Raw genomic sequence first — 15,017 nt, forward strand, 5'->3', positions numbered from 1 at the left:
TGTGTGGTGCGGGCTGTCCGCACCGGCCGGGCGCTCCGCGGTGCCGCGGGGCGGTCGGCGCGGCGGGTTCCGCGCAATGCCGAAGGGAGCGGTCCCCTGGGGTGGGAACCGCTCCCTCTCACGGCGTGCTACTTGGCGCCCGCCGCGCCACGGCGGATGCCGAGGCGGTCGACGAGGGCGCGGAAGCGCTGGATGTCCTTCTTGGCCAGGTACTGAAGCAGACGGCGACGCTGGCCGACCAGGATCAGCAGACCACGACGGGAGTGGTGGTCGTGCTTGTGGATCTTGAGGTGGCCGGTCAGGTCCGAGATCCGGCGCGACAGCATGGCGACCTGGACCTCGGGGGAGCCGGTGTCACCCTCCTTGGTGGCGAACTCGGCCATGATCTGCTTCTTCGTAGCGGCGTCGAGCGACACTCGTACTCCTTGTTTCGTCTTCGTGAGGCCGCCGAGTGCCCCTGTCACAGCGCAGGGGATCTTCCATGACTCGGCAGGCAGGGTCCGCTGGGCGCTGCCTCCAGGTCTCGGAAGATCCGGGGGTGCGTACACACACGGCCGTCGACAAGGGTACCAGGGGGGCCGGGCGCGGCTGACGGGCCGGTCAGCTGGTCATCGCGCGGGCCTTGGCGTACACGTCGAAGACGGCGAGGGCCAGCGGGACCAGGGTGAGCAGGAAGAATCCCTCGGCGATCTCCAGGAAGCGGCCCCAGAAGGGGCTGACCCCGCCGCGCGAGGCGATCAGGCCCACGGCGGTGACGAGGGCGGCCAGCACGGCGAGCGCGGCGACGAGCCAGACGGTACGGATGTCCAGGGCGGCGCTGTCACCGCGCAGGGCGTCGCGCAGCAGGCCGGCCGGGGGGTTGAGGGCGAGGCCGAGGCCGAGCAGGACGAGCGAGCCGAGACCGGCGGCGAGGGTGGCGCCGACCTGGGCCGAGTAGCGGAAGAGCTGGGCGCGCAGCAGCAGGGACAGTCCGGTCGCGAGGGCGAGGAGCTGGCCCCAGACGTCGTCGGAGAAGCCGAGGACGGCGGCGGCGGCCACCGCGACCAGGGCGCAGCCGCCGACGAGTCCGACGAGGAGTTCATGGCCGCGGCGGGCCTGGGCGGCGATCCGGTCGGCGTCCACGGGCTCGGGGGGCGCGGGGTCGTCGCCGTAACTCCCGCTCGGGCCGTAGCCGCCGCGGGTGGTGCTGGGCGGGTCGAAGCCGATGGGGAGGCGGGCGAAGCGCAGCGAGAGGCCGGGCAGGAAGGCGAGGGTGCCGACGGCGAGGGGCGCGCAGATCGCGGCGGTCTCGACGGCGGTGAGGTCGGCGAGCAGGGCCACGAAGGTGGTGAGCAGGCCGATCGCGGCGGCGAGGACGAAGGCGACGAAGGGGCCGTCGCCGCGCGGGGAGGTGATGGTGAGGACCACGGCGGCGAGCAGGACGGCGGCGCAGGCCAGCAGGAACTGGAGTTTGCCGATGCCGTGGCCGTCGGCGAGGGGCAGCAGTCCGGAACCGGCGACGGCGAGGTTGGGGAGGGCGCCGAGGCCCAGCGAGATCGCGGAGGCGCGGTCGTCGTAGACGCGGGCGCGGACGGCGCCGAGGGTCAGCAGGAGGAGTCCGGCGACGGCGGCGAGGACGCCCGCGAGGCCGTTCATGTCGTGCCGGGGGTCGGCGGACCAGGTCACGAAGGCGATGAGGGTCGCGAGGAGTCCCCCGCCGGTGAGTCCGGCGGCGCGGGTCAGTTCGCCGCTCCACAGGGCTCGGTCCCGGGAGACGGCGTCGGCGACCGCTTGGGAGACGTCGTCGAAGACGGCGGGGGGCAGCGACTCGGCGAACGGGCGCAGGGTGAGCAGTTCGCCGTCGAGCACGCGCTGGGCGGCGAAGGTGCGGGCGCTGTCGAGGACGGTGCCGTCGCGGCGGACGAGGTGGTACCCGACGGGGACCGCGACACCGGAGCTCTGCTGGGAGAGCCGGAGGATCTCGGGGTGGAGGTCGGCGACGGGGACGTCGTCGGGGAGGGCCACGTCGATCCGGCTGTCGGGGGCGACGATGGTGACCCGGCAGAAGCCGAGGCCCGCGCCGGTGGTGCTCCCCGGTCCCCGTGCGCCGCTCGGGCCGCCGGGTCCGCCGGTCGTGGTGGGGCCGCTCGCCCCGCTGGGCGCGGAGGCCGTCATGCTCACCGTTCTGTTCCCCCTTCGGGTGGTGCCGCCGGACCGCGGGTCGCGGCGGCGGGCCGGGTTCGCCGGGTTTCGCCGGGTGGTGGGGCGCGGAGGTCCCGGGCGGGGTCCTCGGTCCTCGACGGTCCGGGTGGCCCGGGTGGTTCCGGTGGCCCGGCGGTACCGGTGGTCCGGGTGGTGCCGCCGGACCGCGGGGCGTGCGGCGGTGCCGTCCCGTCGCCGTCCGGTGCCGTTACGTCTCGTGCTGTCCCGTCGCCGTACCGGTGCCGTGGCGGCCGGCCGGGGAGTGCGGGACGTGTGGACATCCTGTGCCGGACCGGTTCCGGCCGCGGCCCCGGACCGTACCCAATGCCCCGGTTTGCTCGGCTCGTTCGTCGTGTGCGCCCGCACACGCAGCGCAGCCTATCGCCCACCGGGCCTATGGGATGTCAGTAGGATCACGCGCGCGGCCTATGTCCGCCTGACACGGGGCGGCGGACGGAAGATACGGGGCCGTCCACGGAATTGGTGCGTATGAGCCAGATCGTCGTCAAGCGCCCGCCTCGGGCTTTGCCGTCCGAAACACCCACGGGGGACATCGTCCTCCAACCACCGCCGGAACTCCCGCGCGGGCAGGACGAGGGCACCATGATGCAGCTCCTGCCGATGCTCGGCATGGGCGGTTCGGTGGTGTTCTTCTTCATGCCCACCGCGCATCCGTTCATGAAGGTCATGGGCATGGTGATGATCGCGTCCACGATCGCCATGACCATCGCCATGGTGGTGCGCTACCGGCGCGGCGCGCAGGGACAGTTGGCGGACCTGCGCCGAGACTATCTGCGGTATCTCGCGCAGACCCGGCGGTCCACGGTGGAGACCGCCCGCGCGCAGCGGGACGCCCAGTACTTCCTGCATCCCGCGCCGGAACAGCTCTGGGCGCTGGTCGCCGAGGGCAGCCGGGTGTGGGAACGCCGCTCGGGCGACGGTGACTTCGGACAGGTGCGGATCGGGCTCGGGCCGCAGCCGCTGTCCACCGCGCTGATCGCGCCGGAGGAGGGCGCGACGGACGGCCTGGAGCCGCTGACGCAGAGCGCGCTGCACCGGTTCGTCGCCGCGCACAGCACCCTCGACGCGCTGCCGATGGCGGTGTCGCTGCGCGCCTTCTACCACGTGACGGTCAGCGGGGACGCGCAGACGGCGCGCGGTACGGCGCGCGCGCTGGTCGCGTCGCTGGCGTCGCTGCACTCCCCCGACGATCTGCTGCTGGCGTTCGGCGTCGGGCAGCAGGACGCGGCGCACTGGGAGTGGACGAAGTGGCTGCCGCACAGCCAGGCGTCCGGGCTGGTCGACGGGGCGGGCACCCGGCGGATGATCGTGAGCGACGCGGCGGAGCTGGAGTCGATGCTGTCGGCGCGGCTCACCGGGCGTCCCCGGTTCCATCCGAACGGGGCGCCGGTGCCCGAGGAGCCCCATGTGGTCGTCGTCCTGGACGGGCTGTCGCTGTCGCCGGACTCGCTGCTCGCCGGCGCCGAGGGCCTTCAGGGCGTGACGGTCGTCGAGGTGGTGCCGGGTGATCCGGCCGGCGGCCGGGGCGATCTGTCGGTGGTCGTCCAGCCGCGGTCGCTGCGGCTGGAGGCGGCGGGCGGGCAGGTGTACGAAGGGGTGCCGGACGTCCTCGCGTACGAGGCGGCGGACGCGCTGGCGCGCCAGCTCGCGCCGCTGCGGATGGCGTCCGGCGGGGACGACGACGAGCCGCTGCTCGCTAACCTGGACTTCACCGAACTCCTCGGCCTCGGTGACGCCGCGTCGGTGGACACCCGGCGGACCTGGCGGCCCCGCTCGCTCGCGGAGCGGCTGCGGGTACCGATCGGGGTCGGTGAGGACGGCCGTCCCGTGATGCTGGATCTGAAGGAGGCCGCGCAGGAGGGGATGGGGCCGCACGGACTGTGCGTCGGGGCGACGGGTTCCGGCAAGTCGGAGCTGCTGCGGACACTGGTCCTCGGGCTCGCGGTCACGCACTCGTCGCAGACGCTGAACTTCGTGCTCGCCGACTTCAAGGGCGGCGCGACCTTCGCGGGGATGGCGCAGATGCCGCACGTCGCGGCGGTGATCACCAACCTCGCGGACGATCTGACGCTGGTCGACCGGATGGGCGACTCGATCCGCGGTGAGCTGAACCGCCGTCAGGAGATGCTGCGGGACGCGGGCAACTACGCCAACATCCACGACTACGAGAAGGCGCGGGCCGCGGGCGCCCCGCTCCAGCCGATCCCGTCGCTCGTCCTGGTGATCGACGAGTTCAGCGAGCTGCTGTCCGCGAAGCCCGACTTCATCGAGATGTTCGTCCAGATCGGCCGGATCGGCCGGTCCCTCGGGGTGCATCTGCTGCTCGCGTCGCAGCGGCTGGAGGAAGGGCGGCTGCGGGGGCTGGAGACCTATCTGTCGTACCGGGTCGGGCTGCGGACGTTCTCCGCGGCGGAGTCCCGGGCCGCGCTCGGGGTGCCCGACGCCTATGAACTGCCGAACGTGCCCGGTTCCGGGTTCCTCAAGTTCGGTACCGACGAGATGGTCCGCTTCAAGGCGGCGTACGTCTCCGGCGCCTACCGGTCCGCCGCCTCGCGGGACATCACCGCCGGCGGGCCGCTGCCGGTGGACCGGCGGCCGGCGCTGTTCACCGCGGCGCCCGTACCGCTGCACTACGTCAGCGTGCCCGCGCAGCGCACGGCCGGCCGCGGCGGCGAGGGCCAGGACGACGCGCTCGCGGACACCGTCCTCGATGTGATCGTGGGACGGCTGGAGGCCCAGGGCCCGGCGGCCCACCAGGTGTGGCTGCCGCCGCTGGACAGCCCGCCGTCGCTGGACTCGCTGCTGCCGGGTCTCACCCCGGTACGGGGCCGGGGGCTGACCCAGCCCGGCTACGAGGGCGCCGGCCGGCTGGTCGTCCCGCTCGGCCTGGTCGACAAGCCGTACGAGCAGCGGCGCGACCCGCTGTGGTGCGACTTCTCCGGCGCGGCCGGGCACCTTCAGCTGCTCGGCGGCCCGCAGTCCGGCAAGTCGACGCTGCTGCGCGCTCTGATCGCGTCCTTCGCGCTCACCCACACCCCGTACGAGGTGCAGTTCTACGGTCTCGACTTCGGTGGCGGCGGTCTCGCCGCGCTGTCCGGGCTGCCGCATGTCGGCGGCGTCGCGTCCCGCCTCGACCCGGAACGGGTACGGCGTACGGTCGCCGAGGTGTACGGGGTGCTGACCCGGCGTGAGGAGTACTTCCGGTCGGCGGGCATCGCGTCGATCGCGGACTTCCGGACCCGCCGGGCGCGCGGCGACATCTCGGTCACGGACCAGCCATGGGGCGATGTGTTCCTCGTCATCGACGGCTGGGGCACGTTCCGCGCGGAGTACGAGGGGCTGGAGCAGGCCGTCCTGGACATCGCGTCACGGGGGCTGGGCTACGGGGTGCACCTCGTGCTGTCGGCGTCCCGTTCCATGGAGGTCCGGTCGAACCTCAAGGACCATCTGATGAACCGGCTGGAGCTGCGGCTCGGTGACACCATGGACTCCGAGATCGACCGCAAGGTGGCCGTGAACGTGCCGACGGGAGTGCCGGGCCGGGGTATCTCACCGCAGCGGCTGCACTTCATGGCGGCGGTCCCCCGTATCGACGGGCTGTCGTCGGACACCGACCTCGCGGACGCCACGGAGGCGCTGACCGCCGAGGTCGCCCGGCACTGGGCGGCGCCCGGCGCGCCGGAGGTACGGCTGCTGCCCCGGGCGCTGCCCGCGGCCCAGCTCCCGCCGGGGCACATGTTCCCGGAGCGGGGTATCGCCTGGGCGCTGGACGAGGACAATCTGGAGCCGGTGTTCCTCGACTTCGAGCAGGACCCGTTCTTCCTGGTGTTCGGGGAGAGCGAGTCGGGCAAGACGAACCTGCTGCGGCTGCTCATCACCCGGCTGAGCGAACGGTACTCGGGCGACGCCTGCAAGATGTTCGTGATCGACAACCGGCGGGGACTGCTGGACGCGGCTCCCGCGTCGCACCTCGCCGAGTACGTGCCGATGTCCAACTCCATGGACCACCATGTCGAGGCGCTCGCCGATCTCATCCGGCGCCGCACCCCGACCGCCGAGGTCACGGCCCGGCAGCTGCGGGAACGCAGCTGGTGGCAGGGCCCGACGGTGTACGTGATCGTCGACGACTACGACCTCGTCTCCACGTCCAGCGGCAACCCGCTCGCCGCGCTCACCGAGCTGCTCCCCTTCGCCCGGGACGTGGGCGTCCGCTTCATCGTCGCCCGCTCGACGGCGGGCGCGGGCCGTGCCTCGTACGAGCCGTTCGTCCAGCGGATGAAGGAGCTGGGCGCGCAGGGTGTCGTCCTCGCGGGTGACCCCGGCGAGGGGGATCTGCTGGGCAACGTCCGCGCCCGTCCGATGCCGCCGGGCCGCGGCACGTTCGTCTCCCGCAAGCGCGGCAAGCCGCTCGTCCAGACGGGGGTGATGGAGCCGGAGCCGGAGCCGGAGGGCCGGGGGTAGCGGTTGGGGGGTGGGCGGCTGCCCCGAGAGGTGGGCGGCCGTCGGAGGGGTGGGCGGCTGCTCCGAGATGTGGGCGGCCGTCGGGTTCGGCGCCCCCGCCCCGTCCCGCTGTACGGGGGGCTGCCCGTCCGCCGGATCGCTGGGACACCGCTACCCTCGGACCGTCACTTTCAGTGATTGGGTGTCACGTTCGAGTGCGGGCGTCGTCCGGGTGGCTGTCGCGAGGGGTCGCCGTGGACGGTTGACGCGGGTGATTGACCGGTGGTTGACCGGGTGGCCGACGCGGGTGATCGAGGCAGGTGGTTGACCGGGTGGCCGACGCGGGTGATTCGACGCAGGTGGTTGACCGAGTGGCTGACGTGGGTGATTCGACGCGGGTGGTCCGCGTGAGGCGTGGCGTATCGAGTCGGACCTGGTCGGCCCGTCGGGGCCGGCCCTGGGGGAAGGAGCCAGTCCATGGGCTGGGACGAGTGGGAAGAGTTGAAGGCGCGGGCCGCCGAACGGCAGTCGACGTCGATGCAGGTGAACCATGTGCCGGGTGATCCGGGGGGTACCGAGGCGAGCCTGGAGGTCCGTCAGAGCGATCTGGCGAAGATCGGCGACCACGCCTTCAAGCTGCATATGCGGCTGTGGGACGAGGCGCGGGTCCAGGTGGCCAGCACGGAGACGGCGGGCGCGGGCCTCAAGGGAGAGGGGTTCGCGCTGGGTGGCGCGCTGGAGCATGTGTCCACCCGGTGGGAGGAACAGGTGAGATCCCTGCGGGACGCCTGCGGCCATATCTCGAACCATCTGGAGTTCACCAAGAAGACCCACCGCGGCGACGACCACCACATCGGCAGCGCGCTGAACACCATCGAGACCCTGACCCAGGGCTTCGACGACCGGGTCGGCGGGCCGGGGGCGAGGAATCCGGTGTACGGCACCGAGAAGGAGAAGAAGGACAGCTGATGGATTTCGCAGCCTTACAGCACGCGGATCTCGGACCACTCGGCACCGCGGTCTCCGACTGGTCCACCCTGATAGGAAATCTGGAGACCCTGGCGAAGGCCGCGCGGGACGGACTCAAGGGGCAGGCGGACAAAGCGGTCTGGGCCGGTGTGAACGCCGCCGTGTCGAAGACCTTCATCGCGAAGACCGCCGGCGAGTTCGACGACGCCCGCACCCAGGCCACCTCGATCCGCAACATCCTCCGTGACACCCGCGCGGATCTCCTGCTCCAGCGGCGCAACCTGGAGGAGGCCATCGGGCGGGGTGCGGCGAAGAATCTCACGGTCACCGCGACGGGCGACGGCGGATTCACCGTCACCATGCGCGTCCACCCCGACCGGGCGGGGAAGGGCGGCTCGGTGCCGGACCACGACGAGGCGGATCTCGTCGCGCTGCGCGACGAGGTGCAGAAGATCCTCGTGGCGGCCACGGAGATCGACGCCGGCGCGAGCAAGGTGCTGCGTGCGCTGGTCGACCAGAGCGAACTCGGTTTCTCGGAGGGCGCCTACAACGACCGCGACGCCGCGGTGAAGGCGGTACGGGAAGCCGAGGCACTGGCCGGGCTGGCCCGGCAGAAGCCGCAGGACCTGAGCGTCGCGGAGTTCGACCGGCTCGTCGCGGGACTGAAGCGGTACGCGGACGACCCGCTGTTCTCCGCGCGGTTCGCGGGTGAACTGGGTGCCAAGGGCACCCTGGAGTTCTGGTCCGGCATCAATGACCCCGGGCTGGCGGGTTACCAGCTGACCCAGGAACGCCGCGATCGTTTCGACGACCTTCAGAAGCACCTGGGTCTGACCCTGGCGCACGCGACACAGAGCGATTCGCAGGCGATGAACGACTGGAAGCGCGAGATGACCGCGCTGGGCGGGAAATCGGTCGGCCCGCACGGCAGCCATCTCGGATTCCAGGTCATGAGCAGCCTGATGCGCTGGGGCGACTACAACGACCGGTTCCTGACGCGATACGGCCGCGCACTGGTCAAGGCGGAGAAGGAGTACAGCGAGAACGGCACCCGGAGCCCGATCGCCTGGCACCGCTCGGCCGCGGACCCGCAGCTCAACCACACCGGTACGGACACGGGCGCCGATCCCTTCACCGGCTTCCTCAAGGCACTCGCGAACAGCCCCGACGCGTCGACCACGTTCTTCGGGGACCCCTTCCTGGCGAGGGACGAGTCGGACCACGCCAAGGGCGGCATGACGAACTTCGAGTACCTCTTCGAAGAACGCGACTGGCCGCCGGACACCGACAGCAAGGGCGAGAGCAGCATCGCGGGCCGCAACATCCTGGCCCAGGCCCTGGAGTCCGCGGTGACGGGCCACCCGGCGGGCGAGATGCCCACGGCGGACACCCCGGCGCACAGCTACGAACAGGCCACGCTCATGGAACAGATCGTCCACTCGGTCTCGGAGAAGCCTGAGCGCTTGCTGGACCACAAGTACATGGCGGACAGCCTGGGGCAGATCTCGGCGGAGTACATGCCGGACATCAGCCGGGGCCTGAATCCACAAGCGGACGGCGAGGCCCGTCTCATGCCTGTCGCGGGGTCCATGGCCGAGCCCGGGGCGCAGGACCTCACACGGTTCCTCTACACCCTGGGCCGAACCCCTGACGGATATGCCGCGGTCACTGTTGGCCAGCACAGCTATACGACGTCCCTGATGGAGTACCACTTCAGGAATCCCGACGCGTACATCTCCGACCCCCAGTTCAAGGAAGTGGAGAACCTGAAGGAGGGAGTCGGAAGTATCGCTCAGGTCGCCGGAGAGATCCAGGGCACGATCAGTGCGGGTCGCGCATACGAAGGGGAAGCCGAAGGGGGATCCAAGGACCGCGAGTACAACAATGCGCTGAATCAGGGCAAGGTCTGGGTCGGAAGCGCGGTCGGCATCGGGATCGGGCTGGGGACCGCAGCGTTCATCGGACCCGGGGGAATCGTCGCTGGCGGATTCGCCGGAACCACTGCGAACGAGATCCTCGGGTCCTTGACCGAAGGGTCCATGAAAGACAGTGCGAACGAGGTGATCTACCGCAATGGTGAACAGCTCAGCGGCACCCAGGAGTCCACGTACAGACTCTTGGAGCAGGCAGTGGTGAAGGCCGGAGAACAATCCGGAAATCCGTCTCAGCACATCGAGTCAATCGTCGCAAGAAGTGCGCAGAACGGATTCACCGCTGCTCACTCCAACGTGGGGCTCTACGTGAACGGCCAAGGCGTACCGAAGGCTCTCGAAAAGGACTGATGCATCATGCCCGCAAAGCGAAAGAGATTACGCACCTATGTGGCCATCACCAGCAGCATGGTCATCGCCGGGGCCACGGCATACTTCTTCGACATTCCCCCATTCTCATCCCGAGCGGAAATCCACGCAGCCGACGTGTGTGCCGTCCTTGGTGAATCAGAGAACCTTGTTCCAGCCCTAAGAACTGCGCTCCCGGAATCATCGGAGTACTCGTTCAAAAATCGGGAGATACTGCTGGGCGAAATGTCCGATCGTCGATCCCAGAGATTCATTTGCCGCGTCGACGGGGAAGATGGAAACTTTTCTCGCCTGTTCACGTCAGACACTCGGATAGCTCTCGCGGAAAGCTCGCAGCTGTGGATCGACAACTACGTGGATCCGTTCCGTCCGGAAGATTATCCCCTTAGGGAATTCAAGGCCGGAGACAAAGGCGTTGCCTCTATTCGGACCGCAGGGATCTTTGCCCCGTGCATACCTGATGGAAAGGTCATCGGGGGGCAGTACAACCTCAGCACCGTCGTTACCTTGAAGCAGGACAACGACTCCGACGACGGCGACACCAGGCAGGCATTGATCGATATTGCCCGAAGCGCGGCCGAGTACGCCCACAAGAAGGCAAAATGTGAACTCCCGTCGAAGCTTTAGAGCGCTTCGGTCGGGCATGCGAAGTAAAGTAGGCCACGGCTTGTTGGCGAGCCGTCAGAGAAAATGCGGGAAGGGGTCGGGAGATGACCGAGGTTCAGGGTTCCGGGGGTGTGGAGTCCGCGGAGGATGTCCAGGCCCGTAAGGAGCGGGAGAAGGACGAGCTGTACGGGCTCGACATCTCCGGGGTCGAGTGGGTGAGCGCTCCGGGCACCGAGGAGCACGAGGAGCGCGTGGAGATCGCGTATCTCCCGGGCGGAGCCGTGGCGATGCGTTCCTCGCTCGACACGGAGACCGTGCTGCGGTACACGGAGGGCGAATGGCGGGCGTTCGTCCTCGGCGCCAGGGACGGCGAGTTCGACCTCACGCCCACCGCCCGCAACGGCGGACTGGCCGCCGAGGCCGGGGCGAGCCCGGCCCAGTAACGCGAGAGCGCCGGGGTGGGCACCTCCCGTGCGTGCCCACCCCGGCGCGTTCTCCCCTGGCGCCGCCGTCCTACAGGAAGTAGCTGGCGGCCTTCTTGTCGCCACCCATGTAGTCACCACCGGCCCGGCCGACGACCTGGCCGATGCCGACCAGGGCCTGGTGGATGTCCTGGGCTTCCTTGTCCCACTTCGCCTGTTCCTGGGTGTACATCGTGTGGGCCTCGCCCTCCCAGCCCGCGGCGACGGTCGCCACCGCGCGCTTGATGCTGGCCAGGTCCTCCTCCAGCTTCTTGGCCTGGTTCGCCAGCTCGGTGGCGGTCGCGTCGAGGCCGCCGTACCTGACGACGAGTTCGTCGTAGTTACCCGTGGACATCGGTATGTCTTCCTCTCGGAGAATGCTCGGATCGGTACACGCTGTGCCGTCGGCCGTACGGAATCGCCCTTACGGCTGCGGCGGGGCCCGCTAGTAGCCGTTGAAGCTCGACTGGGGCCCGCCGGTCCCCTGGTTGACGTTGATGCTCTGCACCGCCGCGCGGACCTCGTCCTCGCTGCCGTCCTTGATCTTGCGGCTCGCGCTCATCGCTTCGAGGAACTTCACAAGGATGTTGCCGATGCGCACCATCGAGGTGTTGATCTCGTGCTGCTTGCTGTTGAAGGCACCGGCGCCGATGCCCTTCCACTGGCCTTCGAGGCTGTCGATCGTGCCCTGAAGGCGATGCAGCTGGCCCTTGATGTTCTCGAACCGGGTGGCGATGTCCTGTTCGAGCTTGATCAGTTCTGAATCTGACAGCCGCTGGCCCTGAGACATGGCTGCGGTTCCCTTCTGTGATGGGGTTGGGGACGGGGTCGGCGGATCCGCACCGCTAGGGGCGGCTCCGCCGTGGGTGGATCAGGCGTTGCGCCGCTTGCGCACGAGGACGAACGCGCCTGCGCCGACGACCGCTACGGCGACGGCCGAGCCGAGGATCAGACCGAGGTTGCCGCTGTCGCCGGAGGAACCGTCCGCGCTTGCCCCGGTCGCGGTCGCTCCGTCGTCCTTGGAGCCCTCGGAGCCCTTGGCCGGCTGTTCCGTCGAACCGCCGTTGTCGGCGGACGGCTTGTCGCCGGGGGCCGACGGCTTGCCTTCGGGCGCCGACGAAGTGCCCTCCGAGGGCTCCTTCGTTCCGGCGACGGGAGTCTTCTCGTTGGTGAGCGGGTTGACGTCGGCGGGGCCCGGGTCGATGTTCTTGTCCTCAAGGACCAGCCGGGGCCGGATCAAGCCGTAGCCGAGGTAGTCGCTCGGAGCGTCCTTCGGCCACTGACGTCCAGCCGTGTCGATCAGCGTCCGCAACACCTGGTTGGCGCTCCAGTCGGGATGCGCCGACCAGATGAGAGCGGCCGAGGCGGAGGCGATGGCGGTGGCCTGACTGGTGCCTTCGGAGGGGCAGTAGCGGGTGAAGGTCTCGTCGCACCAGACTGGGACATTGACTCCTGGGGAGGCGAGATCGACATAGTCCCCCTTCTGGGAGAACTTGCCGACGGTACCGGTCTTGTCGGCGGCACCGACCCCGATCGCTTCGAGATAGGCCGCCGGGTATCCCTTGAACTCTGTCTTGGGCCCGTCGTTCCCTGCGGCAGCGAAGACCAGTTTGCCCTTGCTGTACGCGTACTGAATCGCGCTCTCCAGAGAGGGGTAATGGAACTCCACACCGAGAGACAAGCTGATGATCCGCGCCTCTGAGTCCGCAGCAGCGCGAATCCCTTGCGTCACCGAGGCAGTCTTCTTCAGTTCGGCCTTGCCCTTGAGATCGTCATCCAGCGCCACTCTTACGGGAATGATCCGAGCATCCGGAGCAAGTCCACGGAGACCGCCACCGGTGCCGCTGCCGGCGATGAGCTCCGCCATGGTGGTGCCGTGGCCGTCGTAGTCCTTGACGGCCCCGTATGAGGCTGCGCGCGGAACTTCTCCGGTGAGCACCTTGCCTCTGAGTGACGGGGTATTGGGATTCACCCCCGTGTCGACCACAGCGACCTTGATGCCCTTGCCCGTGCTGGACTGCCACATCTTTTCGGCCTGCATGGCGTTCATGTACCACTGCTGGCTCTGTACATCGTTGGCGACCGCGGCAGGGGCCAGCGCCACACTGGTCGCACTCGCTGCCGCGCACAGCACAGCCACCGAGGCGAGTGCTCTCCGGGAGCGGCGCGAGAGAGACGCACCTGTCCTGCCGCGCCGCCTGATCCCTGGCCTCATGCTCGTCTCAGTCCTTGCCTGGCTCGGTCGATCGCTGCTATCGGGTGCTGGCGGTGCTGCTGGAGGGCTCGTCGGGGTCAGCGCCGACGTGTTCGGCCGAATCATCCCGTTCCTCCTGGGCCGACTGGTCCGGCAGTCCCCGCCGACCGCCGGCTCGTCGGACCAGCCCGGTGCCACCCGTGGTGAATCCCCGGCCACCACTTGTTCGAGTGGAGCGCGTCGGGGTACCACCGACCACTCCGCCGGAGCCCTGCGCTGCGGGTCGGCTCGGCTGACGGCCACGGCCGTCCTGGTTGGTCACACCGATCACCCCGCTGCGGGCAGGGCCGTTCCCGCGCCCGGCTGTGGCCCTCGGCTGTGATGCCGACGCCGGGCCGGCCCCTCCGACGACGTTCCGCGATGCGCCAGAACCCGCGGGGGTGGGCGTAGAGGTCATCGGCCGGCCACCGACGATGCCGCTGTTACCGGCCGGAGGCATCGGCCCGCCACCGGTACGCGGCATTGCCTGACCGCCGCGGGGCGAGCCCCCTGAGATGGCACGGCCGACCGGCGCCTGGCCCGAGGCCGTCCCTCCAGGCACGCCTTGCCTTGTCGCACCCTGACCCGAGGCCGTCCCCCCAGGCATGCCCTGCCTTGACGCACCCTGACCTGTCAGAGGGGCCCGGCCTGAGGCGCTTGCAGGCACCCGGCCACTCGACTCGGTTCCGCCGGCGCGGGCTTGGCCCGGTCGAGACGTCGCCTGCGCCTGGCCGAGAGACCTGGCGGTGCCAGCGCCTGCCGATCGCGGGATGGCCACCACCACAGGCGGACCCCCGACGGCCGGAGGCAACGGCGGCGTACCAGCGACCGGTGCGGGTCCGCTTGGCGGAGCTCCGACCACCGGCGTCGGAGGCGCAGAAGCGGGAACCGTTCCGACACTCGCGATCTCGGTGCCCACAGTCGGCGCCTCGAACTCCGGCACCGTGCGGCCCGGCTGCACGACAGGGGTGGTTGTACCGTCCAGACCCACACCGGGGCCAGTCACCTCAGCTGCTCGGCTGCTGCCACCCTCCGCGTATGCCTGTGTGCCGATTTGCGAAGTCTGGGCGACAGATTCGCCGCCCAGGGCCGAGGGAGAGCCGGTCGTGCCCTCAGGAACGTGTCGTTCCTTGCCGCCTTGAGGCTGCGGCACCCCCACCGCCGGCATAGGCGCGAACGTGGGGCCCTCCTGGGTGGACAGGACCTGTTCCGAGACCGCGTAGAAGGACGCCAACCGGTTCATCTGGTTGATCGCCTCCTGGCGGTGCTTCTCCGCCTTGAGTGCGGCCGTGTAGTCCTCGTTGTCGCTGTTCCGCTTGTCCGGGGGGAAGTCCTCGGCCGCCTTGGGGTCGGCTCGGGCGTCGCGGGGCGGCATGGAGCTGCGGACGGACGCGAGGCCCGTGCCCGCCGCCGTGATCTGGGTACCGGCCACGTCCGCGAAGTCGGACAGTTGCAGGGCGTCGGATACCAGGGCCTGGCCCCAGCGCCGGAACGCCTCGCCCGCCTCGCCCTCCCAGTCGGGCTGCCCGATATGGCCCTTGAGCGCCTCGGCCGCCTTCTTGATGGCGTCGCGGGCGTTCCACAGGGCGTTGCCCGCCTCTTCGAGTTCGGCCGGGTTCGTGTTCTGGACCAGGTCGATCATGTCGTTGAGGCGGTGGGACTCGAAGCTGGTGCGGCCGGGGCTGATGCTCGGCGCGTTGAAGAAGAAGGTGTTCTCCAGCAGATCGGAGACCTTGACCACCATGTCGGTGGCGCCGACCTGCTGGGCCACCCGTTCGAGGTCCGCCGTGTCCGGTGTGCTCTGGT

The 15,017-nt window shown here is 69.8% G+C and carries 11 protein-coding genes; 5 read left to right on the forward strand and 6 right to left on the reverse strand.

Translation table 11 applies throughout. The features are described from left to right. Window positions 1–128 precede the first annotated feature (128 nt). Both rpsO and eccD read right to left on the reverse strand, forming a co-directional pair. Window positions 129–416, reverse strand: coding sequence for a 30S ribosomal protein S15 (gene rpsO / locus OG711_RS10810; protein ID WP_073793395.1), 288 nt, complete (start codon window positions 414–416; stop codon window positions 129–131). Window positions 417–600: 184 nt separating this feature from the next. Further along, window positions 601–2,154: a type VII secretion integral membrane protein EccD gene (gene eccD, locus OG711_RS10815; RefSeq protein WP_266510319.1), complete on the reverse strand. Its 1,554-nt coding sequence runs from the start codon at window positions 2,152–2,154 to the stop codon at window positions 601–603. Window positions 2,155–2,670: 516 nt separating this feature from the next. On the opposite strand from eccD, the gene eccCa reads away from it, so the two are divergent. The 5 genes from eccCa to OG711_RS10840 all read left to right on the forward strand — a co-directional run bounded on the left by eccCa (window position 2,671) and on the right by OG711_RS10840 (window position 10,960). Then, a complete protein-coding gene (gene eccCa, locus OG711_RS10820) occupies window positions 2,671–6,663 on the forward strand; it encodes a type VII secretion protein EccCa (protein ID WP_329559142.1) in 3,993 nt (1,330 codons plus the stop codon). Between the two features lie 456 nt (window positions 6,664–7,119). After that, window positions 7,120–7,611 carry a hypothetical protein gene (locus OG711_RS10825; RefSeq protein ID WP_073793392.1) on the forward strand — a complete coding sequence of 164 codons (492 nt, stop codon included), beginning with the start codon at window positions 7,120–7,122 and terminating at the stop codon, window positions 7,609–7,611. Next, window positions 7,611–9,893, forward strand: a complete 2,283-nt coding sequence (locus OG711_RS10830; protein WP_329559143.1) for a DUF6571 family protein — start codon at window positions 7,611–7,613, stop codon at window positions 9,891–9,893. Before OG711_RS10825 ends, OG711_RS10830 begins: the two co-directional genes overlap by 1 nt. Window positions 9,894–9,932: 39 nt before the next feature. Next, window positions 9,933–10,538: a hypothetical protein gene (locus OG711_RS10835; RefSeq protein WP_329559144.1), complete on the forward strand. Its 606-nt coding sequence runs from the start codon at window positions 9,933–9,935 to the stop codon at window positions 10,536–10,538. A gap of 83 nt (window positions 10,539–10,621) precedes the next feature. Further along, entirely contained in the window at window positions 10,622–10,960 is a 339-nt protein-coding gene (locus tag OG711_RS10840; RefSeq protein WP_266507646.1) for a DUF397 domain-containing protein, read from the forward strand. Window positions 10,961–11,030: 70 nt separating this feature from the next. Here the strand turns inward: OG711_RS10840 and OG711_RS10845 are convergent, their stop codons facing one another. The 4 genes from OG711_RS10845 to OG711_RS10860 form a co-directional block, all read right to left on the reverse strand. Next, on the reverse strand, window positions 11,031–11,333 hold the full coding sequence (locus tag OG711_RS10845; protein ID WP_073793389.1) for a WXG100 family type VII secretion target: 303 nt from the start codon (window positions 11,331–11,333) through the stop codon (window positions 11,031–11,033). A gap of 90 nt (window positions 11,334–11,423) precedes the next feature. Further along, the gene (locus OG711_RS10850) at window positions 11,424–11,768 is read right to left on the reverse strand and encodes a WXG100 family type VII secretion target (RefSeq protein WP_073793388.1); all 345 of its coding nucleotides are present in this window, start codon (window positions 11,766–11,768) and stop codon (window positions 11,424–11,426) included. 81 nt (window positions 11,769–11,849) lie between these two features. Then, a complete protein-coding gene (locus OG711_RS10855) occupies window positions 11,850–13,028 on the reverse strand; it encodes a S8 family serine peptidase (RefSeq protein WP_329559145.1) in 1,179 nt (392 codons plus the stop codon). A 202-nt stretch (window positions 13,029–13,230) separates the two neighbouring features. Continuing rightward, a complete protein-coding gene (locus OG711_RS10860; RefSeq protein ID WP_329559146.1) occupies window positions 13,231–14,982 on the reverse strand; it encodes a hypothetical protein in 1,752 nt (583 codons plus the stop codon). Window positions 14,983–15,017 lie beyond the last annotated feature (35 nt).

The sequence above is a fragment of the Streptomyces uncialis genome (assembly GCF_036250755.1).
Taxonomy (GTDB): domain Bacteria; phylum Actinomycetota; class Actinomycetes; order Streptomycetales; family Streptomycetaceae; genus Streptomyces; species Streptomyces uncialis.

What these genes read in the sequence shown, in the direction of transcription:
- eccCa (WP_329559142.1), top strand. Translation starts at nt 2,671, where the DNA reads ATGAGCCAGATCGTCGTCAAGCGCCCGCCTCGGGCTTTGCCGTCCGAA.
- OG711_RS10840 (WP_266507646.1), top strand. Translation starts at nt 10,622, where the DNA reads ATGACCGAGGTTCAGGGTTCCGGGGGTGTGGAGTCCGCGGAGGATGTC.
- OG711_RS10825 (WP_073793392.1), top strand. Translation starts at nt 7,120, where the DNA reads ATGGGCTGGGACGAGTGGGAAGAGTTGAAGGCGCGGGCCGCCGAACGG.
- eccD (WP_266510319.1), bottom strand. Translation starts at nt 2,154, where the DNA reads ATGACGGCCTCCGCGCCCAGCGGGGCGAGCGGCCCCACCACGACCGGC.
- OG711_RS10855 (WP_329559145.1), bottom strand. Translation starts at nt 13,028, where the DNA reads ATGAACGCCATGCAGGCCGAAAAGATGTGGCAGTCCAGCACGGGCAAG.
- OG711_RS10845 (WP_073793389.1), bottom strand. Translation starts at nt 11,333, where the DNA reads ATGTCCACGGGTAACTACGACGAACTCGTCGTCAGGTACGGCGGCCTC.
- OG711_RS10850 (WP_073793388.1), bottom strand. Translation starts at nt 11,768, where the DNA reads ATGTCTCAGGGCCAGCGGCTGTCAGATTCAGAACTGATCAAGCTCGAA.
- OG711_RS10830 (WP_329559143.1), top strand. Translation starts at nt 7,611, where the DNA reads ATGGATTTCGCAGCCTTACAGCACGCGGATCTCGGACCACTCGGCACC.